Here is a 21,113-nt window from a genome sequence, read left to right as displayed (position 1 = left end):
TGCACATCGACGCAGCCCGGTGCTTGTCAGTCACCCGCCGTACGGCGCTCTCCTGAGCCCCGGCCAAGCCGGGTCCGCGGCCCGGTCCCAAGCCGGGTCCGCGGCAGGAGCCTGCTCCGGCAGCCCCGGCCGAGACGCCCGCAGCGCCGTCCTTCGAGGCGCCGGCCGCCAAGGCCGCGTCGCCGCAGGCTCCGGCGGAGCAGAGCAAGGCTCCGGCTCCGGGCCGGCCGACTCCGGGACCGGCGCAGCAGCGTCCAGCCGCCGGCGGTTCGGCGCGTCCCGGTGCCGATGGTGGCGCCCGGCCGGCCTCGCCGCGTCCGGGTGCGACCCCGCGTCCGGGTGGCGGCCCGCGTCCTGGCGCCCCGCGTCCGGGCGGTCCCCGTCCGGGTGCTCCCGGCGGTCAGGGTGGCGGCCCGCGTCCGGGTGCGCCGCGTCCGGGCAACAACCCGTTCAGCTCGACCCAGGGCATGCAGCGCGGTGGCGCCCGTCCGGGTCCGGGCGGTCAGGGTGGATCCCGCGAGGGTGCGAGCCCGGCCGGCATGCCGCCGCGCCCGCCGCAGAACCGCGGTGGCGGCGGTAGCGACCGTCCGCGTCCGTCGGGTGTGCCCGGCGCGCCGCGTCCCAACCCGGCGATGATGCCGAAGTCCTCGGCCGGCACGTTCACCGGCCGTCCGTCCGGTCCCGGCGGTGGCGCCGGTGGCGGTGGCGGTGGCGGCCGTGGCCGCCCCGGTGGCGGCGGTCCGGGTGGTGGACCGGGTGCCGGTCCGCGCGGTGGTGGCGGCGGCGGTGGCGGCGGCTTCCGTCCGGGTGGCGGCGGCCCCAGCGGCCCGCCCGGTGGCGGTGGCGGTCGTCCGGGTCCGGGCAACCGCGGCCGTGGTGGCACGCAGGGCGCCTTCGGGCGTCCGGGCGGCCCGGCCCGTCGTGGCCGGAAGTCGAAGCGCGCGAAGCGCCAGGAGTTCGACAACATGCAGGCGCCGGCAGTCGGCGGCGTCCGCGTCAAGCACGGTGACGGCGAGGTCGTGCGCCTGGCCCGCGGTGCGTCGCTGACGGACTTCGCCGAGAAGGTCGGCGTCGACCCGGCGTCGCTGGTGCAGGTGCTGTTCCACCTCGGTGAGATGGTGACCGCGACCCAGTCGGTCAACGAGGAGACCCTGCAGCTGCTCGGCACCGAGCTGAACTACGACGTCCAGATCGTGTCCCCGGAGGACGAGGACCGCGAGCTGCTGCAGTCGTTCGACATCGAGTTCGGCTCCGACGCGGGCGACGAGGACGACCTGGCTCCCCGGCCGCCGGTGGTCACCGTGATGGGTCACGTCGACCACGGTAAGACGAAGCTGCTGGACGCGATCCGGATGGCGAACGTCGTCGCCGACGAGGCCGGCGGTATCACCCAGCACATCGGCGCCTACCAGGTGACGACCGAGGTGGACGGCGAGCAGCGGGCCATCACCTTCGTCGACACCCCGGGTCACGAGGCGTTCACCGCCATGCGTGCCCGTGGCGCCCAGGCCACCGACATCGTCATCCTGGTGGTCGCGGCCGACGACGGCGTGATGCCGCAGACGATCGAGGCGCTGAACCACGCCCGCGCGGCGGGCGTCCCGATCGTGGTCGCGGTGAACAAGATCGACGTCCCGGCGGCGGACCCGGCCAAGGTGCGCGGTCAGCTGACCGAGTACGGCCTGGTCCCCGAGGAGTACGGCGGCGACACGATGTTCATCGACGTGTCGGCGAAGTCCCGGATCAACATCGACGGCCTGCTCGAGGGCGTCGTACTGACCGCGGACGCGGCGCTGGACCTGCGGGCCAACCCGAACATGCACGCCGAGGGCATCGCGATCGAGGCGAACCTCGACAAGGGCCGTGGTCCGGTGGCGACCGTGCTGGTGCAGCGCGGCACGCTCCGGGTCGGCGACTCGATGGTGGTCGGTCCGGCGTACGGCCGGGTCCGGGCCATGCTCGACGAGCACGGCAACAACGTCGAGGAGGCGACCCCGTCGCGTCCGGTCCTGGTGCTCGGTCTGACCGCGGTACCGGGTGCCGGTGACAAGTTCCTGGTGGTCGACGACGACCGCCGGGCCCGGCAGATCGCCGAGAAGCGGGAAGCCCGGGCCCGGGCGGCGGCCAACGCCAAGCGTCGCGTCCGTCGTACCCTCGAGGACTTCATGGCCTCGATGGAGAAGGGCGAGACCCAGGAGCTGCTGCTCATCCTCAAGGGCGACGTGTCCGGTTCGGTCGAGGCGCTGGAGGACGCGCTGGTCCGGATCGAGGTCGGCGACGAGGTGTCCCTGCGGATCATCGACCGCGGTGTCGGTGCGATCAACGAGAACGACGTCAACCTGGCCATCGCGTCGAACGCCGTCATCATCGGCTTCAACGTGCGGCCGGCGGGCAAGGCCGGTGACCTGGCCGAGCGCGAGGGCGTGGATGTCCGGTACTACTCGGTCATCTACTCGGCGATCGACGACATCGAGGCCGCCCTGAAGGGCATGCTCAAGCCGATCTACGAGGAGGTCACTCTGGGCCAGGCGGAGATCCGGGAGATCTTCCGCTCCTCGAAGGTGGGCAACATCGCCGGTTGCTGGGTGACCAGTGGACTCATCCGCCGCAACGCCAAGGTCCGGTTGATCCGGGACGGCGCGGTGGTGCTGGACAACACCGAGCTGTCGTCGCTGAAGAGGTTCAAGGACGACGCGTCCGAGGTCCGCGAGGGCTTCGAGTGCGGTCTGACCATCAACGGCTACAACGACATCAAGATCGGCGACGTGGTCGAGGCCTTCGAGCTTCGCGAGAAGCCGCGTAACTGACAGCAGTCGGTGCCCGGGTGCTCCGGGCACCGGAGTAACGTCCGGAGAGGTGGAAACCCTGCCTCTCCGGACGTTGTTCATGAATGAGGGAGTGAGCCCTGATGGGTGAAGCAAGGGCGAAGCAGCTCGCCGACCGGATCCAGGTGCTCGTGGCCGAGTTGCTCGAGCGCCGGGTGAAGGACCCGCGGCTCGGCTTCGTCACCGTGACCGACGCCCGGCTGACCGGCGACCTGCGGGAAGCCAGTGTCTTCTACACGGTGTACGGCGACGAGCAGGAGCGTGCCTCCACCGCGGCGGCCCTGGAGTCGGCGCGCGGGCTGATCCGCAGCGAGGTCGGCAAGGCGCTCGGCCTGCGGCACACTCCGAGCGTGGCGTTCTTCCTGGACGCCGTACCGGAGAGCGCCGGGCACATCGAGGAGCTGCTGGAGAAGGCCCGGCTGGCCGACGCCGAGGTGGCCAAGAGCGCTGCGAACGCGAAGCCGGCCGGCGAGGCGGACCCCTACAAGCGCCGCGAGGACGATGACAGCGACGACGAGTGAGCCCAGCGTTGCCGATGGCATCGTTGTGGTGGACAAGCCGGCGGGTCTGACCTCCCACACTGTGGTGGCGCGGATTCGCCGGCTGGCCGGCACCCGGAAGGTCGGGCACGCCGGCACGCTGGACCCGATGGCGACCGGCGTGCTGGTCGTGGGGCTCAACCGGGCTACTCGGTTGCTCGGGCATCTCCAGCTGGCCGACAAGTCGTACGACGCGACCGTGCTGCTCGGCGCGACCACGACGACTGACGACGCCGAGGGCGAGATCGTCTCGACCGCGCCGGTCGACGGCGTGACGGCCGAGGCGATCGAGGCTGCGGTGGCTGGCTTCCGCGGTGAGATCTCGCAGGTGCCGTCGAAGGTGTCCGCGATCAAGGTCGACGGACGGCGCGCGTACGAACGCGTGCGGGCCGGCGAGGAGGTCGCGCTCAAGGCCCGCAGCGTGACGGTCTCCCGGTACGACGTCCTCGACGTACGCCCGGTGTCGTCGGGGATCGAGGTCGACATCTCGGTCGACTGCTCCAGCGGCACCTACATCCGGGCCCTCGCCCGCGACCTCGGCGCCGAGCTCGGCGTCGGCGGTCACCTCACCGCGCTGCGCCGTACCCGGGTGGGCTCCTTCGACCTGTCCGTCGCCCACACGCTCGAGTCGCTGGCCGGCTCCTTCGACTGGCTCCCGATCGCCGAGGTGGCCGCGGGCACCTTCCCCCGCTACGACGCCGACGCCACCCAGTCCGCCGCCATCCGCACCGGTCGCCCCCTCCCCGGCCTCAACCTCCCCGCCGGCCAAACCGCCATGTTCGACCCGACCGGCACCTTCCTGGCCCTCTACGAACCCCACGGCCCCCTCGCCAAACCAACCGCCGTCTTCGTGAGTTAGCCGTACGGATCGGCGGGCCCGCCTGGCGGCCCCAAACAGCGTCTGGGCCGATCGGGGCTACTTCGGCGACGCTCGTGGGGGAGAGTCGCGGCCCGGCGCATTCGGCGGGGCTGTCCGGGTAGTGGGGTATTTTGCCGCCAGGCGAACACCCTCAGACTAGGCCGATCCGGACCGGTCGGTGCCGGAATCTGGGCGAAGTCATCCGCTCAGCGGACGGTCCCGCAGGAAAATCCCCTGCTTCGGGTGACTCCAGCCGTGTTGCCGACGGCTACGGTGACCGATGATGGGTTGCGATCCGCAACAACTCGTGGCGAGGGTCAAACGATTGTCCAAGGCAAGGATTCGCTCCGTACGACGACACCGGTCAGCCGGCCTCGTCGTACTGCTGTTCGGCCTGTTGGCAGTGGGTTCGGCGTACGCCGCCGTCGTGCCTGACAACGCGGTCGCGGACCACTCCTCCCAGTCGCAGACCATCGAGGAGGGCCGGAAGCTCTTCGCGGTCGGCTGCGCCAGCTGCCACGGCCTGAACGCCGAGGGTGCCGGCAACAGTGAGGGCGAGATGGCCGGACCGTCGCTGATCGGTGTCGGCGCGGCCGCGGTCGACTTCCAGGTCGGCACCGGCCGGATGCCCGCGACGCAGCCCGGCGCCCAGGTCCCGGCCAAGGAACCGGCCTACACGCAGGCGGAGATCGAGGCCCTCTCGGCGTTCGTCGCGTCTCTCGCTCCAGGCCCGGCCGTGCCCGCGCCGGAGGCGTACGACATCAGCAACGTCACCGACGAGCAAGTGACACGTGGTGGCGAGCTGTTCCGCACCAACTGCACGGCGTGCCACAACTTCGCCGGCCGCGGCGGCGCGCTCCCGAACGGCCGCTACGCACCCTCGCTGATGGAGAGCACGCCCAAGCACATCTACCAGGCGATGCTGACCGGCCCGCAGCAGATGCCGGTCTTCTCCGACCAGGTGCTGCAGCCGGAGGACAAGCGCGACATCATTGCCTACATCGTCGCCCTGCAGGAGGAGCGGGATCCGGGTGGGTTCGGTCTCGGCCGCCTCGGCCCGGTCTCCGAGGGACTGTGGGGCTGGCTGGTCGGGATCGGCCTGCTGGTTGCCGTCGCGGTCTGGATCGGCGCGAATGGCATGAAGGCCAAGGGCAGCAAGCCACCGTCCTGATCGATCTCATCCACTGCGGGTGATCAGGCGTCAGCGCGCCGTCGGCATGATGCCAAGGGTGGCCAGTGCAGAGACTGTCTCGGGTACGTCATCGGCACAAAAACTGACCTTCATGACCATGACCGCCATGGTCGTGGGCTCGATGGTGGGCGCGGGGGTGTTCTCGTTGCCGCGCCGGTTCGCCCAGGAGACCGGGGTCGCGGGGGCGCTGATCGCCTGGGCTATCGCGGGCACCGGCATGCTGATGCTCGCCTTCGTCTTCCAGACCTTGGCGATCCGCAAGCCCGAGCTCGACGCCGGCGTGTACGCCTACGCGAAGGCCGGTTTCGGCGAGTACCTCGGCTTCTTCTCGGCGTTCGGCTACTGGGCCAGCGCGTGCGTCGGCAACGTGACCTACTGGGTGCTGATCATGTCGACGGTCGGTGCGCTGTGGTCGCCGCTGGGTGACGGCGACACCTGGGTGGCCGCCGCCCTGTCGACGGTCGGGATCTGGGTGTTCTACCTGCTGATCCGGCGCGGGGTGAAGGAGGCCGCGATCATCAACCGGATCGTCACCGTCGCGAAGCTGGTGCCGATCCTGGTGTTCATCCTGATCGCGGCGATCTACCTGGACCCGCAGGTGTTCGCCGACAACTTCAACGGCGCCGGCTACGGGTCGCTCTACGACCAGGTCACCGGGACGATGCTCGTCACCGTCTTCGTCTTCCTGGGCGTGGAGGGGGCGAGCGTGTACTCGCGGCACGCCGAGCGCCGCGAGGACGTCGGCCGGGCCACGGTTCTCGGCCTGCTCAGCGTGCTGGCCGTCTTCGCCTCGGTGACCGTGGTGTCGTACGGCATCCTGCCGATCGAGGAGATCGCCGAGCTGCGGCAGCCGTCGATGGCCGGGGTGCTGGAGGCGGCGGTCGGGCAGTGGGGCGAGGTCTTCGTCAGCGTCGGCCTGATCGTGTCGGTGCTCGGCGCCTACCTGGCCTGGACGATGATGGCCGCCGAGGTGCTGTTCGTGGCCGCGCTCGACGACGACATGCCGCGGTTCCTGCGCCAGTCCAACGCCGCCGACGTACCGACCGCGGCGTTGCTGATGACGACGATCCTGATCCAGATCGTCCTGGTGGTCACGTTGTTCTCCGAGGACGCGTTCAACTTCGCCCTCGACCTGACGAGCGCGCTGAGCCTGATCCCGTTCCTGCTCGCGGCGGGCTACGCGCTGAAGCTGGCGGTCACCCGCGAGACCTACGCCGACGCGCCGGAGGGGCACAGCCGCGAGCTGGTGGTCGGCGGGCTGGCCACGATCTACACCGCGTTCCTGCTGTACGCCGCCGGTCCCAAGTTCATCCTGTTGTCGTTCATCATCTACGCCCCCGCGAGCGTCCTGTTCGTGATGGCCCGCCGCGAGCAAGGCCGCCGGCTGTTCACCCCCGGCGAGCTCGTCATCCTCGCCGTCTCGGTCCTCGGCGCCGTCCTCGGTGTCATCGCCCTCGCGACCGGCTGGATCACGATCTGAGCCGGTCCGGCCCGCACGCAGCAAGGAGTCGATCCGCATGACCAGTCACGACACGACCTCGACGTACGGCGTCCACTCCGAAGTCGGCCGGCTGCGCAAGGTTCTCGTCTGCTCGCCCGGGCTGGCGCACCGCCGGCTCACCCCCACCAATGCGGGGGACCTGCTGTTCGACGACGTGATGTGGGTGGAGAACGCACAGCGTGATCACGCCGACTTCGTGAACAAGCTGTCGAACCGCGGGGTCGAGGTGGTCGAGCTGCACAACCTTCTGGCCGAGACGGTGGCGGCGCCGGAGGCGCGGTCGTGGTTGCTGGACCGCAAGATCGTCGCCAACGACGTCGGCCTCGGCCTGGTCGACGGGACCCGGAACTTCCTGGAGACGCTGGAGCCCCGGCAACTCGCCGAGTACCTGATCGGCGGCCTCGCCACCTCGGACCTGCCGGAAGACTTCCGCACCGGCTACATCGGCCTCGCCCGGGAGGCGACCGGCGCCCGCGAGTACCTGATGCCGCCGCTGCCCAACACCCTCTACACCCGCGACACGACCTGCTGGCTGTACGGCGGTCTGACGCTGAACCCGCTGTACTGGCCGGCGCGGCACGACGAGACCCTGCTGATGAAGGCGATCTACCAGTTCCACCCCGACTTCGCCGGCTCGACCGTGTGGTGGGGTGACCCGGAGCTGTCGTGGGGACGGGCGACGTTCGAGGGCGGCGACATCATGCCGGTCGGGAACGGCGTCGTACTGATGGGGATGAGCGAGCGGACCTCGCGGCAGGCGATCACCCAGGTCGCGGCGGCGCTGTTCGAGAAGGGCGCGGCCGAGCACGTCGTGGTGGCCGGGATGCCGAAGCTGCGGGCGGCGATGCACCTGGACACCGTGCTGACGTTCGCCGATCGCGACATCGTCACGGTGTACCCGGCGATCATGGACGCCGTCCACACCTTCTCGTTGCGGCCGGCGGACACCGCGCCCGGCGTCGAGGTGGTGGACGAGGGATCGCGGCGGTTCGTGGAGGTCGTGGCCGCGGCGCTCGGGCTGCCGGCGCTGCGGGTCCTGGAGACGGGCGGCGACGTGTACGAGTCCGAACGCCAGCAGTGGGACAGCGGCAACAACGCGGTCGCGGTCGAGCCGGGCGTGGTCTTCACGTACGACCGGAACACCCGGACGAACACGCTGCTGCGCCAGGCCGGCGTCGAGGTGATCACGATCGTCGGCGCCGAGCTGGGCCGCGGCCGCGGCGGCGGTCACTGCATGACGTGCCCGATCATCCGCGATCCGGTCGACTTCTGATGACCGAGCCGGTGCAGTCCAGCCCGCGGCATCAGCGGGACTGGTCGCCGCTGCTGGTGGCCGTGCTGGTCCTCGGGATCGTCGCGGTCGTAGCCTCGGTCGGGTGGGCGCGGAGCAGCGTGCGGCGGTGTGACGCCAATTCCGTGGCGGAGACCGCGATGCCGTCGGTGGTGACGATCTACGTGCAGTCCAGCACGGGCGGGGGCGGCAACGGGTCCGGTCAGTTCCTCGACACCGAGGGACACATCCTGACCAACAACCACGTCATCTCCGCGGCCGCCACCGGCGGCACCATCACCGTGCTGCGGCCGAACGGCGAGGAACTGCCCGCGACCCTGGTCGGGCGGGACATCCAGACCGACCTCGCGGTCATCTCGGTCACGCCCAAGTCGGCGGTGACGCCGATCGAGTTCGGTCCGGCGCCGGACGTCGGCGACCAGGTCTTCGCGATCGGCGCCCCGTTGGGCCTGACGGACACGATCACGGCCGGCGTGGTGAGCGCGCTCGGCCGGTCGGCCCGGGTCCCGGCGGACAACAACACCACTGCGTTGCTCACCTCGGCGATCCAGACCGACGCGTCGATCAACCCGGGCAACAGCGGCGGGACGCTGGCCGACTGTCGTGGCCGGCTGGTCGGTGTGCCGACGGCCGGCGCGACCGCCAGCGACTCACGGGGCGTGCCTGTGGCCGGGAGCATCGGGCTGGGGTTCGCGATCCCGGCCGACACGGCGCAGACGATCGCCGACAAGCTGATCGCGGACGGCCGCGTCGTCCACGGGTACTTCGGGTTGGCCGTCGTACCCCTGTCGCGCGGTGACAGCGCCATCAACCCGGACGCGCTCTACGTGGTGGCCGCGCCCCCTGCTGGGCCTGGCGCGGCGGCCGGTCTGCGCCGCGCCGACGTGATCACCGCCCTCGACGGCGAGGCCGTCACCAGCGCCGACCAGCTCCAGGAGATCTCCCTGAACAAGCAGCCGGGTGCGACGGTCCAGGTCGACTTCGAACGCGCCGGCGTGGCCCAGACGACCACGGTCACCCTCGGCCGGCAGCCGGACCCGGCCTTACCGGGAACCGGCTGACTGTCGGTGGCGCCGTTTACGGTCGGAGGATGAGATACGGCTTCGTGATGGCGTACGGCGATGCGCGGGCGGCGGCTGAGTTGGCGGCGCTCGCCGAGGAGCACGGGTGGGACGGGTTCTTCGTCTGGGAGTCGATCTGGGGGATCGACGCCTGGGCGATGCTGGCCGCGGCGGCGATGACGACCGAGCGGATCCGGCTCGGCACGATGCTGACGCCGTTGCCGCGCCGAAAACCGTGGGACGTGGCCGGGCAGACGTCGACCGTGGACAACCTGAGCAACGGGCGGGTGAACCTGGTGGTCGGGCTCGGGGTCACCGGGGAGGACCGGTTCTGGCTGTTCGAGGACGATCCGGGGCGCAAGGTCCGTGCTGAGCTGATGGACGAGTCGCTGGAGATGCTGCAGCACCTGTGGCGCGACCAGCCCTTCGAGTACGCCGGCAAGCACTACCGCTCGCGCAAGATCCCCGACCTGATGCCGCCCGCCCCACCGCCCCCGGTCCAGCAGCCGCGCATCCCGACCTGGGTGGTCGGCGCCTGGCCCCGCCCGAAGTCGATGCGCCGGGCAGCCCTCCAAGACGGCTGGCTCCCCAACTACGCGCCCGTCCTCCAGCCCGGCGAGACCCCTGGTGAGCTGACTCCCGAACACCTCACCGAGGCCATCACCTGGATCCGCGAGGAACGCGCCACTCACGGCCTGACCATGGACGACTACGACATCGTGGTCGAAGGCACCACGAAACCCGACGACGCCGACACGGTCCGTCCGTGGTCCGAGGCAGGCGCCACCTGGTGGATAGAAGCCGACTGGTCGTCGATGGACCCCACCGAAGTCCGCGCCGCCGCCGAAAGCCGTCTCAAAGCAGGCCCGCCCCGCGTCAGTAGGTGAGCGGTTGGACGGTGCCGGTGGTGCCGTTGAGGGTCAGTGGCTGGCCGTCGTGGAGGGTGGTCGTGGCGTGGGGGACGCCGAGTACGGCGGGGATGCGGTGCTCGCGGGCGACGATTGCGGCGTGGGAGAGCAAGCCGCCGGTCTCGGTGACCACACCGGCGACGACACCGAACAGCGGAGTCCACGCCGGGTCCGTGAACCGGCACACGAGGATGTCACCGGGCACCACCCGACCGAAGTCCGCAGGCCCCCGCACGACCCGAGCAGTCCCCGAAGCCACTCCAGCACTCCCACCGGTCCCACGCAGCCCAGGCATTTCGCTGGTGTGGTCGGAGGTTGGGAGCGGAGCTGTGATCGGTCGGGATTGCAGGAGCCAGAGTTGGTCATTCGACAAGGCGAACTCGATGTCTTGTGGGGCGCCTAGGTGGTCGGCGACGTCGGCGGCCAGCTGGGTCAGGCGTAGCAGTTGCGAGTCGCTGAGGCAGAGGCGATCGCGGTCGGCGGAGGGGACCTCCGTCGGGGTGCGGCCGTCGAGGCGGGTCTGTTTGGTGCCGAGGCGGCGGCTGAGGACCTCGGACCGGGTGGTTTTGAAGGTGTCGGGGGTGACGTGGCCGCGGACTACGGACTCGCCTAGACCCCACGAGGCTTCAATCACGGTTGGGGTTCCGGTGAAGACAACTCCGGCGACGTCGGCGTCGACGTGTTGCTGGACCAGAACGGCCATCTCCGGGAGGCCGGTCGAGCGGTAGGCGATCGCGCGGTCGGACCAGAGCGACGCCCAGACAGCAGACACGCAGGCGGCGACTCCCGCGCGGCCGACGGCCAGGAACGAGTCGTGCTGACCGGCGGCTGACGCAGTCGCGGTGTCCTCGTTCGACGCCGAGGAACGTACGGCGAACGCGTGGCTCCCGAGTCCCTCCAGAGCTGCCTCCACCTCGTCCAGCACGTCTGATGGCAGAGGTTGCGAGCTGATCAGACGTCGTACCTCGGCTGGGCCGTGTTCGGACAGTACCGCGGGCAGGTCCAGACGCCTCGTCACCGCTCGATAGACCTCGACGGGTACGACGAAGCCGGCCGGGACCGGGAAACCGGCGCGGAGCAGCGGGCCGAGGACGGCAGCCTTGCCGCCGGCCTGCTCTGGGGTGGCCTCGGTGAGGGGGACGATCACGAGCACCTCTTCAACACGATGTTGACAACATTCTGTTGAATGATCCAGGGTTCTGGGGTGGAGAGCAACTACCTCGATGATCAAGCGCAGGCTCGACGGGAGCACGACGCGCGCCGTCTCCTGCTCGAACGCGGCGCCGACCAGTTGGCCCGGCGTCCGTGGCAGCACGGCTCGATGCCGCCGTCCGCGGTCGACCTCATCCAGTTCGTCCTGTGGCAGTCCACCGAGGAGCAGGCGGAACGGGACGCGGCGCTGGCCGGCCTGCGATTGCTGGCGGCAGCGCGGGCGGAGCTCGAGCAGCTCGAGACCGGGCTGATGTTCACCGCGCGCGGGCTGGGGCTGACGTGGGCCGAGATGGCACGGGCGCTCGGTCTGAACTCCCCACAGGCATGCCAGCAGCGGCTAGACCGGCTAGCCGCACGGAGCATGCCATCGACCGATGGGGAGGAGCGATGACCCACGTGTCCACACCCGAGTTGCTTGCGTTGCATGCGGTGCGCCTGTTGGGGGTGGCGGACGACGAGGCGGTTGCAAGGCGGTTTGCGCTCGATCCCGCGGTTGCGAAGGAGTTGCTGCTCGACGGCCAGGCCTTCGGCTGGGTGACCTGGAGCGAGTTCGCCGGGATCGGCGGCTGGTCGCTGACAGCTGCCGGTCGCGCCGAGAACGAGCGCGGGCTGAGGGCCGAGCTCGAGGCCAGAGGTGGCGTGCAGGCCGTCGAGGACGGCTACGGGGAGTTCCTGCCGCTCAACGCCCGCCTGCAGAAGGCCTGCACGCAGTGGCAGTTGCGACCCACGGCCGACGACCCGCTCGCGTTCAACGACCACACCGACGCGGGCTGGGATCAGCAGGTCGTCGACGAGCTGGCGGACCTGGCCGACCGCCTGCAACCACTGGCCGACCAGCTCGCGACCCACCTGGACCGGTTTGACGGCTACCACCGAAGGTTCGCCGCCGCGCTCGACCGCGCCCGAGCCGGCGACCACGCCTGGATCGACCAGACCAGCGTCGACTCCTGCCACAAGGTCTGGTTCGAGCTCCACGAGGACCTGATCGCCACGCTGAACGTGTCCCGAGGCTGAACGCGGGCTGGTTACGCTGGTGGGGTGCGCTCGCGTCCGACACTGCAATGGGTTCCCGGCCCTGACGTGTTGGCGTTGGAGCCAGGTACGGCGGATGTCGCCCCGATCGCGGACGTCGTGGCCGCCGGCGAGGTCGTCGTACTGACCGGCGCGGGCATCTCCACCGAGTCGGGGATCCCGGACTATCGCGGTGAGACCGGCAGCCTGCGGACCCACACACCGATGACGTACGGCGACTTCGTGGCGAGCGAATCGGGTCGCCAGCGGTACTGGGCGCGCAGCCATCTCGGCTGGCGCACGATCGCGCGCTCCGCCCCGAATGACGGCCACCGAGCCGTCGCCACCCTCCAGGCGAGCGGCTACCTCGACGGCGTCATCACCCAGAACGTCGACGGCCTCCACCAGGCCGCCGGTGCGCGGGACGTGATCGAGCTGCACGGCAACCTCGACCGGGTGCTCTGCCTCCAGTGCCGGACGACGTCGGCCCGCGAAGCCCTCGACCAGCGGCTCCGCGCTGCGAACCCGGAGTTCGAGGCCGAGGTCACCCGGATCAACCCGGACGGCGATGCGGAGCTCCCCGAGGAGGCCGTGCGCGGCTTCCGGGTCGTGGACTGCACGGTCTGCGGGGGAGTGCTGAAACCCGACGTGGTGTTCTTCGGCGAGAACGTGCCGAAACCGCGGGTCGAGCGCTGCTACCGCCTGATCGACGCCGCGGCCTCGCTGCTCGTTCTCGGCTCGTCCCTGACCGTGATGTCCGGCTTCCGCTTCGTCCGGCACGCCGCGAAGGCGGGGAAACCGGTCCTGATCATCAACCAGGGCGTCACCCGCGGCGACCCGTACGCCGCCCAGCGCGTGAACCTCCCGCTCGGCCGGGCACTCATCGAGCTGACGCAGCTGCTCTGAAAACACCACCGGGCCGTGCCACGCGTGAGGTGGCTCGGCCCGGGGTCCGCCGTACGGATTGGAAAGGGTCAGCGTTGCGCGCTGGTCCGTAGGCGGTCTGGGGAGGCCTCTACGGCCTTGGGTGAGGCTGCCGCTTGCCGCGCCAGTTCCTTGCCGCGGGCAGCCCACGCGGCTTGCTCGGCGGCGGTCACCACGGCCGGGTCGCCACTCAGCGTCTTCGCGGTCAGCGACGCGACGCCGGCCTGTCCTTCGTAGCGCGGGTGGTAGTTCAGTGCCCGCAGCGGGTTGATTTCCTTGCCCTGGATCCACGCCTGACCGTCCGGAGCGCAGGCGTCATGGCCGGTCGACGGCCCGAAGGTGTCGACGTACGTCGCTCCGGTCGCGGCAGCCGCGGACGCGATGGCGCCGTTCAGGGCCTGCTCGATCGAGTACAGGTAGGCGTAGTCGCCGTCCGCGAACGGCAGGATCGCCGGGCAGGTGCCGTGCTCGGGCGCGATCTTCGGGTAGCCGATCAGCGCGATCGTTGCCTTCGGCGACCGCTCCTTGATGCCTTGGACAACGGCCGTGATCCGGACCTGGGTCTGGGCGATCCGCGCCCGCAGCGTGTCGACGCCGTCGACGGTGAAGTGCGCCTTGCAGGGCGCGCCGGCCGGATCACTGGCCCGCAACCCCGGGCAGGTGCCGATGATGTCGCCGAACACCCCGAAGTCGTTGCCGCCGATCCCCAGCGTCACCAGGTCTGTGTCCGGCCGCAACGCGTCGAACTGCGGGCGGGCGGTGCCGAGGACCGTGCTCTGCGGCTGCGTCATGTTCGTGGTGTCCGCGCCGCCGCAGCTCACGTCGGTGAGCTGGTAGACCCGCAGTTGCGCGGCGAGCAGCTTCGGGTAGTTGCCGAAGGACCGCACACAGCCGAGGGACAGCAGGTCCGGCAGCGGAACGAGCGGCGCCGACGTGTAGGAGTCGCCGAGGGCCACGTAGTTCTTGAAGAGCGGCTCCTCCCACGAGGCGGAGGCCGGCGTGGCGGCGATCGCCGTACCGGGAAAGAGCAACAGCGCCACGGCAATGGCGGCAACTCGACGGAGCTTCACCGGTGACCTCCCCGGAATCGACGGTGCCGACACACCCTAAGTTGAGTGACACGCCGATTACAAGGGGTGACCGTGGACCTGCTGCGCCCACCGCGGCTGTGGCATGGAATCCTGCTGTCATGCGTGTCTGGCACGGTTTGGACCAGGTGGAGCCGGAGTTCGGCCCCTCGGTCGTCACCATCGGCAACTTCGACGGCGTGCACCGGGGACACCAGGAGGTGCTCGCGCACGCCAAGGCGCGAGCGGCCGAGCTGGGTGGCCTGCCGGTGGTCGCGCTCACCTTCGACCCGCACCCGATGGCCGTACTGCGGCCGGACCGGGCGCCCGCGATGCTGAGTGAGCCCGCGGACCGGGCCGGGCTGCTCGGCCGGCACGGCGCCGACGCCGTGCTGATCCTGCCGTTCGACAAGGACGTGTCGAACTGGTCGCCGGAGGAGTTCATCGAGCGCGTCCTGGTCGGCACGCTGCACGCCAAGGCGGTCGTGGTCGGCGAGAACTTCCGCTTCGGCCACAAGGCCGCCGGGCACGTGGACACGCTGGTCGAGGCCGGGGCGACGCACGGGTTCCAGGTCGAGGGGCTGAGCCTGGCCGGGGACGCGCAGCCGTGGTCGTCGACGTACATCCGGGGCCGGATCGCCGAGGGCGACGTCGAGGCGGCCGCGGCGGCGCTCGGCCGGCCGCTGCGGGTCACCGGCGTCGTCGTCGAGGGGGACAAGCGGGGCCGGGAGCTCGGGTTCCCGACCGCGAACATCCCCGCCGACCCGCAGGCCGCGGTCCCGCTGGACGGCGTGTACGCGGGCTGGCTGACCGTGCTCGAGCCGGTTCCGGGCGGGCCGTCGTACCCGGACCCACTGCCGGCCGCGATCAGCGTGGGCAGCAACCCGACCTTCGACGGCGTGGACCGGCGGGTGGAGTCGTACGTGCTGGACCGCGACGACCTGGAGCTGTACGGCGCCCGGATCGCGGTGGACTTCGTCGCCCGGCTGCGCGGCACCCAGATCCGGTTCGACACCGTCGACGAGCTGATCTCCCAGATCAAGTCCGACGCCGACCAGGCACGCCGCATCTTGACGGGGAATTAGGGTGACGCGTCCACGGACTGATACGCTGGCTGCTGCCGTCTGAACGGCCGCGGACAGAGAGTGCTCGGGTGAAGAATGCCCCGGTGCGCCGCGCAACGGAAATCGAGAGGAACTCCGTGTCATCTGTTGATGCCGCCACGAAGAAGAAGATCATGGGTGAGTACGCCCTGACCGAGGGTGACACCGGGTCTCCCGAGGTCCAGGTCGCGCTGCTGACGCACCGCATCACGCACCTCACCGAGCACCTGAAGGAGCACAAGCACGACCACCACAGCCGTCGTGGCCTGCTGCTGCTCGTCGGCCAGCGCCGCCGGCTGCTGAACTACCTGGCGAAGAAGGACATCAACCGCTACCGATCCCTGATCGAGCGGCTCGGCCTCCGCCGTTGACGTCGCGAGGAGCGGCCCCCGACCCCGGGTGGCCGCTCCTGGCGTATCCGCGCCCAGGCACGGATCCCACAACTGAATAACGAAGCACGCAAGACGAACGAGGCGACGCGAAGCGCGTGGCGGGAGGACGACCGGTCCTCGGTAGTGGCCTTCGGGTGCGGCTGGAACACAGCCACCCGCGGGCCTCGATCGAAGACCGGCACCCCGGAAGCTCGCGCCTCGCAGTCGTCACACTGTGAGAGAGGGGTATCCCGTGACGGGATCCACCGGTACGCCCATGGAGGGCGCCGAATTCGCTGAGGCCGTCATCGACAACGGCAGCTTCGGCACCCGCACCATCCGCTTCGAGACGGGCCGCCTGGCCCAGCAGGCCGCCGGTTCGGCGGCCGCCTACCTCGACGGCGACACGATGGTGCTGTCGGCCACCACGGCCAGCAAGAAGCCCAAGGACCAGTTCGACTTCTTCCCGCTGACGGTCGACGTCGAGGAGCGGATGTACGCCGCGGGCCGCATTCCCGGCTCGTTCTTCCGCCGGGAGGGCCGTCCGTCCGAGGAGGCCATCCTGACCTGCCGGCTGATCGACCGCCCGCTGCGGCCGTCGTTCGTGTCCGGCCTGCGCAACGAGATCCAGGTCGTCATCACGGTCCTGGCGCTGAACCCGGACAAGCTGTACGACGTGCTCGCCATCAACGCGGCGTCGATGTCGACCCAGCTGGCCGGCCTGCCGTTCTCCGGCCCGATCGGCGGCGTCCGCGTCGCCCTGATCGAGGGCCAGTGGGTGGCGTTCCCGACCCACACCGAGCTCGAGGACGCGGTCTTCGACATGGTCGTCGCGGGCCGGGTCACCGACTCCGGTGACGTCGCGATCATGATGGTCGAGGCGGAGTCCACCCCGGGCACCTTCGACGCGGTCGCCGGCGGCACCCAGGCGCCGACCGAGGAAATCGTCGCCGAGGGCCTGGAGGCCGCCAAGGGCTTCATCAAGACCCTGGTCGAGGCGCAGGCCGACCTGGCCGCGCGGGCCGCGAAGCCGACCGCCGAGTTCCCGGTCTTCCCGGACTACGCCGACGACGCGTTCGCCGCCGTCGAGGCCGCGGCCACCGAGGAGCTGGCGCAGGCGCTGACCATCGCCGGCAAGCACGAGCGCGAGGACGCCACCGACGCGGTCAAGGCCGCCGTGGTGGACAAGCTGGCCGCCGACTTCGAGGGCCGCGAGAAGGAGCTGTCCGCGGCGTTCCGGTCGCTGACCAAGAAGCTGGTCCGGCAGCGGGTGCTGAAGGACAAGGTCCGCATCGACGGCCGCGGGCTGGCCGACATCCGGCCGCTCAAGGCGCAGGTGCGGGTGCTCCCGCGGGTGCACGGCTCGGCGCTGTTCGAGCGTGGCGAGACCCAGATCATGGGTGTCAGCACGCTGAACATGCTCCGGATGGAGCAGCAGCTCGACACGCTCTCCCCGGAGACCCGCAAGCGCTACATGCACAACTACAACTTCCCGCCGTACTCGACCGGTGAGACCGGCCGGGTGGGTTCGCCGAAGCGCCGCGAGATCGGTCACGGCGCGCTGGCCGAGCGGGCCCTGGTGCCGGTGCTGCCGTCGCGTGAGGACTTCCCGTACGCGATCCGCCAGGTCTCCGAGGCGCTCGGCTCGAACGGGTCGACCTCGATGGGCTCGGTCTGCGCCTCCACCCTGTCGCTGCTGTCCGCCGGTGTGCCGCTGAAGGCGCCGGTCGCGGGTATCGCGATGGGCCTGATCTCGGGCGAGGTCGACGGCGAGACGGAGTACGTCGCGCTGACCGACATCCTGGGCGCGGAGGACGCGTTCGGCGACATGGACTTCAAGGTCGCCGGCACCAAGGACTTCGTCACCGCCCTGCAGTTGGACACCAAGCTGGACGGCATCCCGGCCAGCGTGCTGGCCGGCGCCCTGAAGCAGGCCAAGGACGCGCGGCTGACCATCCTGGACGTGATGGCCAAGGCCATCGACGCGCCGGGTGAGATGAGCGAGTTCGCGCCGCGGGTCATCTCGGTGAAGGTCCCGGTCGACAAGATCGGCGAGGTCATCGGCCCGAAGGGCAAGATGATCAACCAGATCACCGAGGACACCGGCGCCGACATCTCGATCGAGGACGACGGCACCGTCTACATCGGCGCGACCGACGGCCCGTCGGCCGAGGCCGCCCGGGCCGCGATCAACGCGATCGCGAACCCGACCATGCCGGAGAAGGGCGAGCGCTACCTGGGCACGGTCGTGAAGACGACCAACTTCGGTGCGTTCATCAGCCTGCTGCCGGGCAAGGACGGCCTGCTGCACATCTCGAAGCTGCGTCCGCTGGCCGGTGGCAAGCGGGTCGAGGCGGTCGAGGACGTGCTCTCGGTCGGCCAGAAGCTGCAGGTCGAGATCGCCGAGATCGACGACCGCGGCAAGCTCTCGCTGATCCCCGTGATCGAGGGCGAGGACGAGAAGAAGTCCGACGAGAAGGGCGCCGAGTCCGCCGAGTGACCCGAGCGATCACCAGCACCCTGCTGAGCCCGGAGGCGGGCGGTCCGGTGAAACGGACCGTCCTGCCCTCCGGGCTCCGGGTTCTGTCCCAGTCAGTCCCCGGCTTCCGGACCGTCACGTTCGGGGTCTGGGTCGGCGTCGGCTCCCGCGACGAGCCGGAGCAGCTGGCCGGCGCCACGCACTTCCTCGAGCACCTGCTGTTCAAGGGCACCGAGCGCCGCGACGCGCTGGAGATCTCCGCCTCGATCGACGCGGTCGGCGGCGAGATGAACGCGTTCACCGGCAAGGAGTACACCTGCTACTACGCGCGGGTGCTCGACTCCGACCTGCCGCTCGCGGTCGACGTCATCTGCGACATGATCACCTCCGCCACGATGACCGCCGCGGACGTGGAGAGTGAGCGCGGCGTCATCGACGAGGAGATCGCGATGCACGCCGACGAGACGTCGGACCACATCCACGACCTCTTCGCCGAGCAACTGTGGGGCAAGTCGCCGCTCGGCCGCTCGATCACCGGTACGCCGGAGACCGTCGCCGGGCTGTCCCGCCAGCAGGTCGTGGGCTGGTACCGCCGCCGCTACAAGCCGTCCAACATCGTCGTCTCGGTCGCCGGGAACGTCGACCACGCCGACGTGGTTCGCCTTGTCCGCAAGGCGTTCGAGCGGCACTGGGTCACCGGCGCGGCCGAGCCGGCTCCGGTGCGACGCGGTGCGTCCAAGCCGGTCCCGACGTACGGCGGGGTGCAGGTGCACCACCGCGACGTCGAGCAGGCACACCTGGTGCTCGGGATGCCGGGCCTGGTCCGCAGCGACGAGCGGCGGTACGTCGCCGGCGTGCTGCACGGGATCGTCGGTGGCGGCATGTCGTCGCGACTGTTCCAGGAGGTCCGGGAGAAGCGCGGCCTGGCGTACTCGGTGTTCACGTTCGGCTCGGCGTACGCCGACTCCGGCATGGTCGGCGTGTACGCGGGCTGCCTGCCGAAGAAGGCCGGCGAGGTGCTCGACGTGGTCCGCTCCGAGCTGGAGTCGATTGCCAGCGGCAACATCACGCCGGACGAGCTGCTCCGCGGCAAGGGCCAGATGCGCGGCTCGGTGGTGATGGGCCTGGAGGACACCGGCGCCAAGATGACCCGGATCGCCAAGGCCGAGCTGGTGTACGGCGAGCTGCCCACCGTCGACGAGATCCTGCGCCGGATCGACGCCGTCACCCTCGACGACGTCAGCCGGCTCGCCGCCGACCTGTACGCCGGCGCCCCCGTGCTGACCGTGATGGGCCCGTTCGACGAGGACACCACGGCCTTCACCCTCTGACCGCGCCGGGCGCATACTGGCGCCAAGGGGGCGGTTATGAGCACTGTGGCAGCGGACGTACATGCACTCAACGAGTTGGCCGCGGACTTCCGTGGCGACCTGATCCAGCCGGGGGACCCGGCGTACGACCAGCTCCGGAAGGTCTGGAACGGGTCGATCGACCGTCGGCCCGGGCTGATCGCACGCTGCACCGGAGTGGCCGATATCCGGGCGGGATTGACGTTTGCCCGCCGTACCGGCGGACCGGTGGCGGTTCGTGGGGGCGGGCACAGCTTCCCGGGGCACTCGACCTGTGACGGCGGGGTCCTGCTGGATCTCGCGCCGCTGAAGGGCATCCGGGTCGATCCGGTACGGCGTACCGCGCGAGCGCAGGCGGGTGTGCTGCTCGGGGAACTCGATCGCGAGACGCAGGCGTTCGGACTGGCCACGCCGGCCGGCATCGTCACCCACACCGGCCTGGCCGGGCTCACGCTCGGCGGCGGGATCGGGTGGCTGATGCGCAAGTACGGGCTCACCATCGACAACCTGCTCTCGGTCGACCTGGTCACCGCCGAGGGCGAGCTGCTGACCGCGAGTGAGGACGTCAACGCGGACCTGTTCTGGGGGATCCGCGGTGGCGGCGGGAACTTCGGCATCGTGACCGAGTTCGAGTTCCGGCTGCACCCGGTCGGCCCGATCCTCTACGCCGGCCCGATCATGTGGCCGATGACCGAGTCGCCACGGTTGCTGCGCTTCTACCGCGAGTGGATCACCGACATCCCCGACGACCTCACCACGGCAGTCATGCACCGGTGGATCCCGGCGGTGCCGGCGATCCCGTCCGAGCTGCACGGCCTGCCGGTCGTGGTCGTGCTGGCCTGCTACGCGGGCTCGATCGAGGACGGCGAACGGGTGCTGGCGCCGCTGAAGGCGTTCGCCCCGCCGCTGCTGGACCTGTGCGCGCCGAAGCCGTTCGTCGACCTGCAGGCGATGTTCGACCTGAGCTTCCCGCACGGCCGGTGGTACTACATGCGCTCGTCCGACGTCGCCGAGCTCACCGACGACGTGGTCGACGTCGCGGCCGCGCGCGGGTTCGCAATCAACGGGCCGCTCACGTCGTACCCGATCTTCCACCTGGGCGGCGCGATCTCCCGGGTCCCGGCGGACGCCACCGCGTTCGGCGGCCGTGACAGCGGACACACCTTCAACTTCGTCGGCTCCACCTTCGGCCCGGACGGCTTCGAGGAGCAGCGCCAGTGGACCAGAGACTCGTGGCAGGCGCTGGAACCGCACCAGACCGGCGTCTACGTCAACTTCCTCGGGGACGAGGGGGCCGGCCGCGTCCAGGACGCGTACGGCGCGACGACGTACGACCGCCTGCAGGCCCTGAAGCAGAAGTACGACCCGAACAACCTCTTCCACCTGAACCAGAACATCACCCCGCACTGATCGGCGTCGGG

At 70.4% G+C, this 21,113-nt stretch carries 19 protein-coding genes; 16 read left to right on the top strand and 3 right to left on the bottom strand.

Annotated elements, in window-relative coordinates:
- The coding region (locus tag AB0H36_RS15760; RefSeq protein WP_360522530.1) for a hypothetical protein at positions 1-208 on the bottom strand (208 nt) is incomplete at its 3' end.
- 259 nt (positions 209-467) lie between these two features.
- On the opposite strand from AB0H36_RS15760, the gene infB reads away from it, so the two are divergent.
- From infB to AB0H36_RS15720, 8 genes are all read left to right on the top strand, one after another.
- Positions 468-2,807, top strand: a complete 2,340-nt coding sequence (infB, locus tag AB0H36_RS15755; RefSeq protein ID WP_360522527.1) for a translation initiation factor IF-2 — start codon at positions 468-470, stop codon at positions 2,805-2,807.
- Between the two features lie 101 nt (positions 2,808-2,908).
- Entirely contained in the window at positions 2,909-3,346 is a 438-nt protein-coding gene (gene rbfA / locus AB0H36_RS15750) for a 30S ribosome-binding factor RbfA (RefSeq protein WP_360522524.1), read from the top strand.
- Complete coding sequence (truB, locus tag AB0H36_RS15745; RefSeq protein WP_360522521.1) at positions 3,327-4,223, top strand: tRNA pseudouridine(55) synthase TruB; 897 nt, start codon at positions 3,327-3,329, stop codon at positions 4,221-4,223. Before rbfA ends, truB begins: the two co-directional genes overlap by 20 nt.
- Before the next feature lie 283 nt (positions 4,224-4,506).
- The gene (locus tag AB0H36_RS15740) at positions 4,507-5,394 is read left to right on the top strand and encodes a c-type cytochrome (protein WP_360522518.1); all 888 of its coding nucleotides are present in this window, start codon (positions 4,507-4,509) and stop codon (positions 5,392-5,394) included.
- A gap of 46 nt (positions 5,395-5,440) precedes the next feature.
- Positions 5,441-6,895, top strand: coding sequence for a basic amino acid/polyamine antiporter (locus AB0H36_RS15735; protein WP_360522536.1), 1,455 nt, complete (start codon positions 5,441-5,443; stop codon positions 6,893-6,895).
- Positions 6,896-6,932: 37 nt separating this feature from the next.
- Positions 6,933-8,189 (top strand): arginine deiminase, encoded by a 1,257-nt coding sequence (locus AB0H36_RS15730; RefSeq protein ID WP_360522515.1) that lies wholly within the window; start codon positions 6,933-6,935, stop codon positions 8,187-8,189.
- Complete coding sequence (locus tag AB0H36_RS15725) at positions 8,189-9,268, top strand: trypsin-like peptidase domain-containing protein (RefSeq protein ID WP_360522512.1); 1,080 nt, start codon at positions 8,189-8,191, stop codon at positions 9,266-9,268. Before AB0H36_RS15730 ends, AB0H36_RS15725 begins: the two co-directional genes overlap by 1 nt.
- A gap of 29 nt (positions 9,269-9,297) precedes the next feature.
- Entirely contained in the window at positions 9,298-10,155 is an 858-nt protein-coding gene (locus AB0H36_RS15720) for an LLM class flavin-dependent oxidoreductase (RefSeq protein WP_360522509.1), read from the top strand.
- Here the strand turns inward: AB0H36_RS15720 and AB0H36_RS15715 are convergent.
- The gene (locus AB0H36_RS15715; RefSeq protein ID WP_360522506.1) at positions 10,145-11,323 is read right to left on the bottom strand and encodes a PEP/pyruvate-binding domain-containing protein; all 1,179 of its coding nucleotides are present in this window, start codon (positions 11,321-11,323) and stop codon (positions 10,145-10,147) included. The genes AB0H36_RS15720 and AB0H36_RS15715 overlap by 11 nt on opposite strands.
- Positions 11,324-11,362: 39 nt before the next feature.
- Between AB0H36_RS15715 and AB0H36_RS15710 the strand changes: the two genes are divergently transcribed.
- The 3 genes from AB0H36_RS15710 to AB0H36_RS15700 are packed head-to-tail and all read left to right on the top strand — an operon-like array spanning position 11,363 to position 13,305.
- Positions 11,363-11,779 carry a hypothetical protein gene (locus AB0H36_RS15710; protein ID WP_360522503.1) on the top strand — a complete coding sequence of 139 codons (417 nt, stop codon included), beginning with the start codon at positions 11,363-11,365 and terminating at the stop codon, positions 11,777-11,779.
- Positions 11,776-12,402, top strand: coding sequence for a transcriptional regulator (locus tag AB0H36_RS15705; protein ID WP_360522500.1), 627 nt, complete (start codon positions 11,776-11,778; stop codon positions 12,400-12,402). The genes AB0H36_RS15710 and AB0H36_RS15705 overlap by 4 nt, the downstream gene beginning before the upstream one ends.
- Positions 12,403-12,426: 24 nt before the next feature.
- Positions 12,427-13,305 carry an NAD-dependent protein deacetylase gene (locus AB0H36_RS15700; protein WP_360522497.1) on the top strand — a complete coding sequence of 293 codons (879 nt, stop codon included), beginning with the start codon at positions 12,427-12,429 and terminating at the stop codon, positions 13,303-13,305.
- A gap of 68 nt (positions 13,306-13,373) precedes the next feature.
- Here the strand turns inward: AB0H36_RS15700 and AB0H36_RS15695 are convergent, their stop codons facing one another.
- Complete coding sequence (locus AB0H36_RS15695; RefSeq protein ID WP_360522494.1) at positions 13,374-14,393, bottom strand: SGNH/GDSL hydrolase family protein; 1,020 nt, start codon at positions 14,391-14,393, stop codon at positions 13,374-13,376.
- 119 nt (positions 14,394-14,512) lie between these two features.
- On the opposite strand from AB0H36_RS15695, the gene AB0H36_RS15690 reads away from it, so the two are divergent.
- The 5 genes from AB0H36_RS15690 to AB0H36_RS15670 all read left to right on the top strand — a co-directional run bounded on the left by AB0H36_RS15690 (position 14,513) and on the right by AB0H36_RS15670 (position 21,102).
- A complete protein-coding gene (locus AB0H36_RS15690) occupies positions 14,513-15,475 on the top strand; it encodes a bifunctional riboflavin kinase/FAD synthetase (RefSeq protein WP_360522491.1) in 963 nt (320 codons plus the stop codon).
- A gap of 116 nt (positions 15,476-15,591) precedes the next feature.
- On the top strand, positions 15,592-15,864 hold the full coding sequence (gene rpsO, locus AB0H36_RS15685; protein WP_360522488.1) for a 30S ribosomal protein S15: 273 nt from the start codon (positions 15,592-15,594) through the stop codon (positions 15,862-15,864).
- Between the two features lie 277 nt (positions 15,865-16,141).
- A complete protein-coding gene (locus AB0H36_RS15680) occupies positions 16,142-18,364 on the top strand; it encodes a polyribonucleotide nucleotidyltransferase (RefSeq protein WP_360522533.1) in 2,223 nt (740 codons plus the stop codon).
- On the top strand, positions 18,361-19,674 hold the full coding sequence (locus tag AB0H36_RS15675) for a pitrilysin family protein (RefSeq protein ID WP_360522485.1): 1,314 nt from the start codon (positions 18,361-18,363) through the stop codon (positions 19,672-19,674). The genes AB0H36_RS15680 and AB0H36_RS15675 overlap by 4 nt, the downstream gene beginning before the upstream one ends.
- Positions 19,675-19,710: 36 nt before the next feature.
- Positions 19,711-21,102 carry an FAD-binding oxidoreductase gene (locus AB0H36_RS15670; RefSeq protein WP_360522482.1) on the top strand — a complete coding sequence of 464 codons (1,392 nt, stop codon included), beginning with the start codon at positions 19,711-19,713 and terminating at the stop codon, positions 21,100-21,102.
- Positions 21,103-21,113 lie beyond the last annotated feature (11 nt).

It is taken from the genome of Kribbella sp. NPDC050820 (genome assembly GCF_040653975.1).
Classification (GTDB): domain Bacteria; phylum Actinomycetota; class Actinomycetes; order Propionibacteriales; family Kribbellaceae; genus Kribbella.
Note: the sequence above shows the minus strand (reverse complement) of the source record. Positions and strands in the feature narration are given on the sequence as shown.

Coding starts and splice junctions, on each gene's coding strand:
- rbfA (WP_360522524.1), top strand. CDS start 2,909: ATGGGTGAAGCAAGGGCGAAGCAGCTCGCCGACCGGATCCAGGTGCTC.
- AB0H36_RS15690 (WP_360522491.1), top strand. CDS start 14,513: ATGCGTGTCTGGCACGGTTTGGACCAGGTGGAGCCGGAGTTCGGCCCC.
- AB0H36_RS15705 (WP_360522500.1), top strand. CDS start 11,776: ATGACCCACGTGTCCACACCCGAGTTGCTTGCGTTGCATGCGGTGCGC.
- AB0H36_RS15680 (WP_360522533.1), top strand. CDS start 16,142: ATGGAGGGCGCCGAATTCGCTGAGGCCGTCATCGACAACGGCAGCTTC.
- AB0H36_RS15670 (WP_360522482.1), top strand. CDS start 19,711: ATGAGCACTGTGGCAGCGGACGTACATGCACTCAACGAGTTGGCCGCG.
- AB0H36_RS15740 (WP_360522518.1), top strand. CDS start 4,507: ATGGGTTGCGATCCGCAACAACTCGTGGCGAGGGTCAAACGATTGTCC.
- truB (WP_360522521.1), top strand. CDS start 3,327: ATGACAGCGACGACGAGTGAGCCCAGCGTTGCCGATGGCATCGTTGTG.
- AB0H36_RS15720 (WP_360522509.1), top strand. CDS start 9,298: ATGAGATACGGCTTCGTGATGGCGTACGGCGATGCGCGGGCGGCGGCT.
- AB0H36_RS15730 (WP_360522515.1), top strand. CDS start 6,933: ATGACCAGTCACGACACGACCTCGACGTACGGCGTCCACTCCGAAGTC.
- AB0H36_RS15710 (WP_360522503.1), top strand. CDS start 11,363: ATGATCCAGGGTTCTGGGGTGGAGAGCAACTACCTCGATGATCAAGCG.
- AB0H36_RS15725 (WP_360522512.1), top strand. CDS start 8,189: ATGACCGAGCCGGTGCAGTCCAGCCCGCGGCATCAGCGGGACTGGTCG.
- AB0H36_RS15735 (WP_360522536.1), top strand. CDS start 5,441: ATGATGCCAAGGGTGGCCAGTGCAGAGACTGTCTCGGGTACGTCATCG.
- infB (WP_360522527.1), top strand. CDS start 468: ATGCAGCGCGGTGGCGCCCGTCCGGGTCCGGGCGGTCAGGGTGGATCC.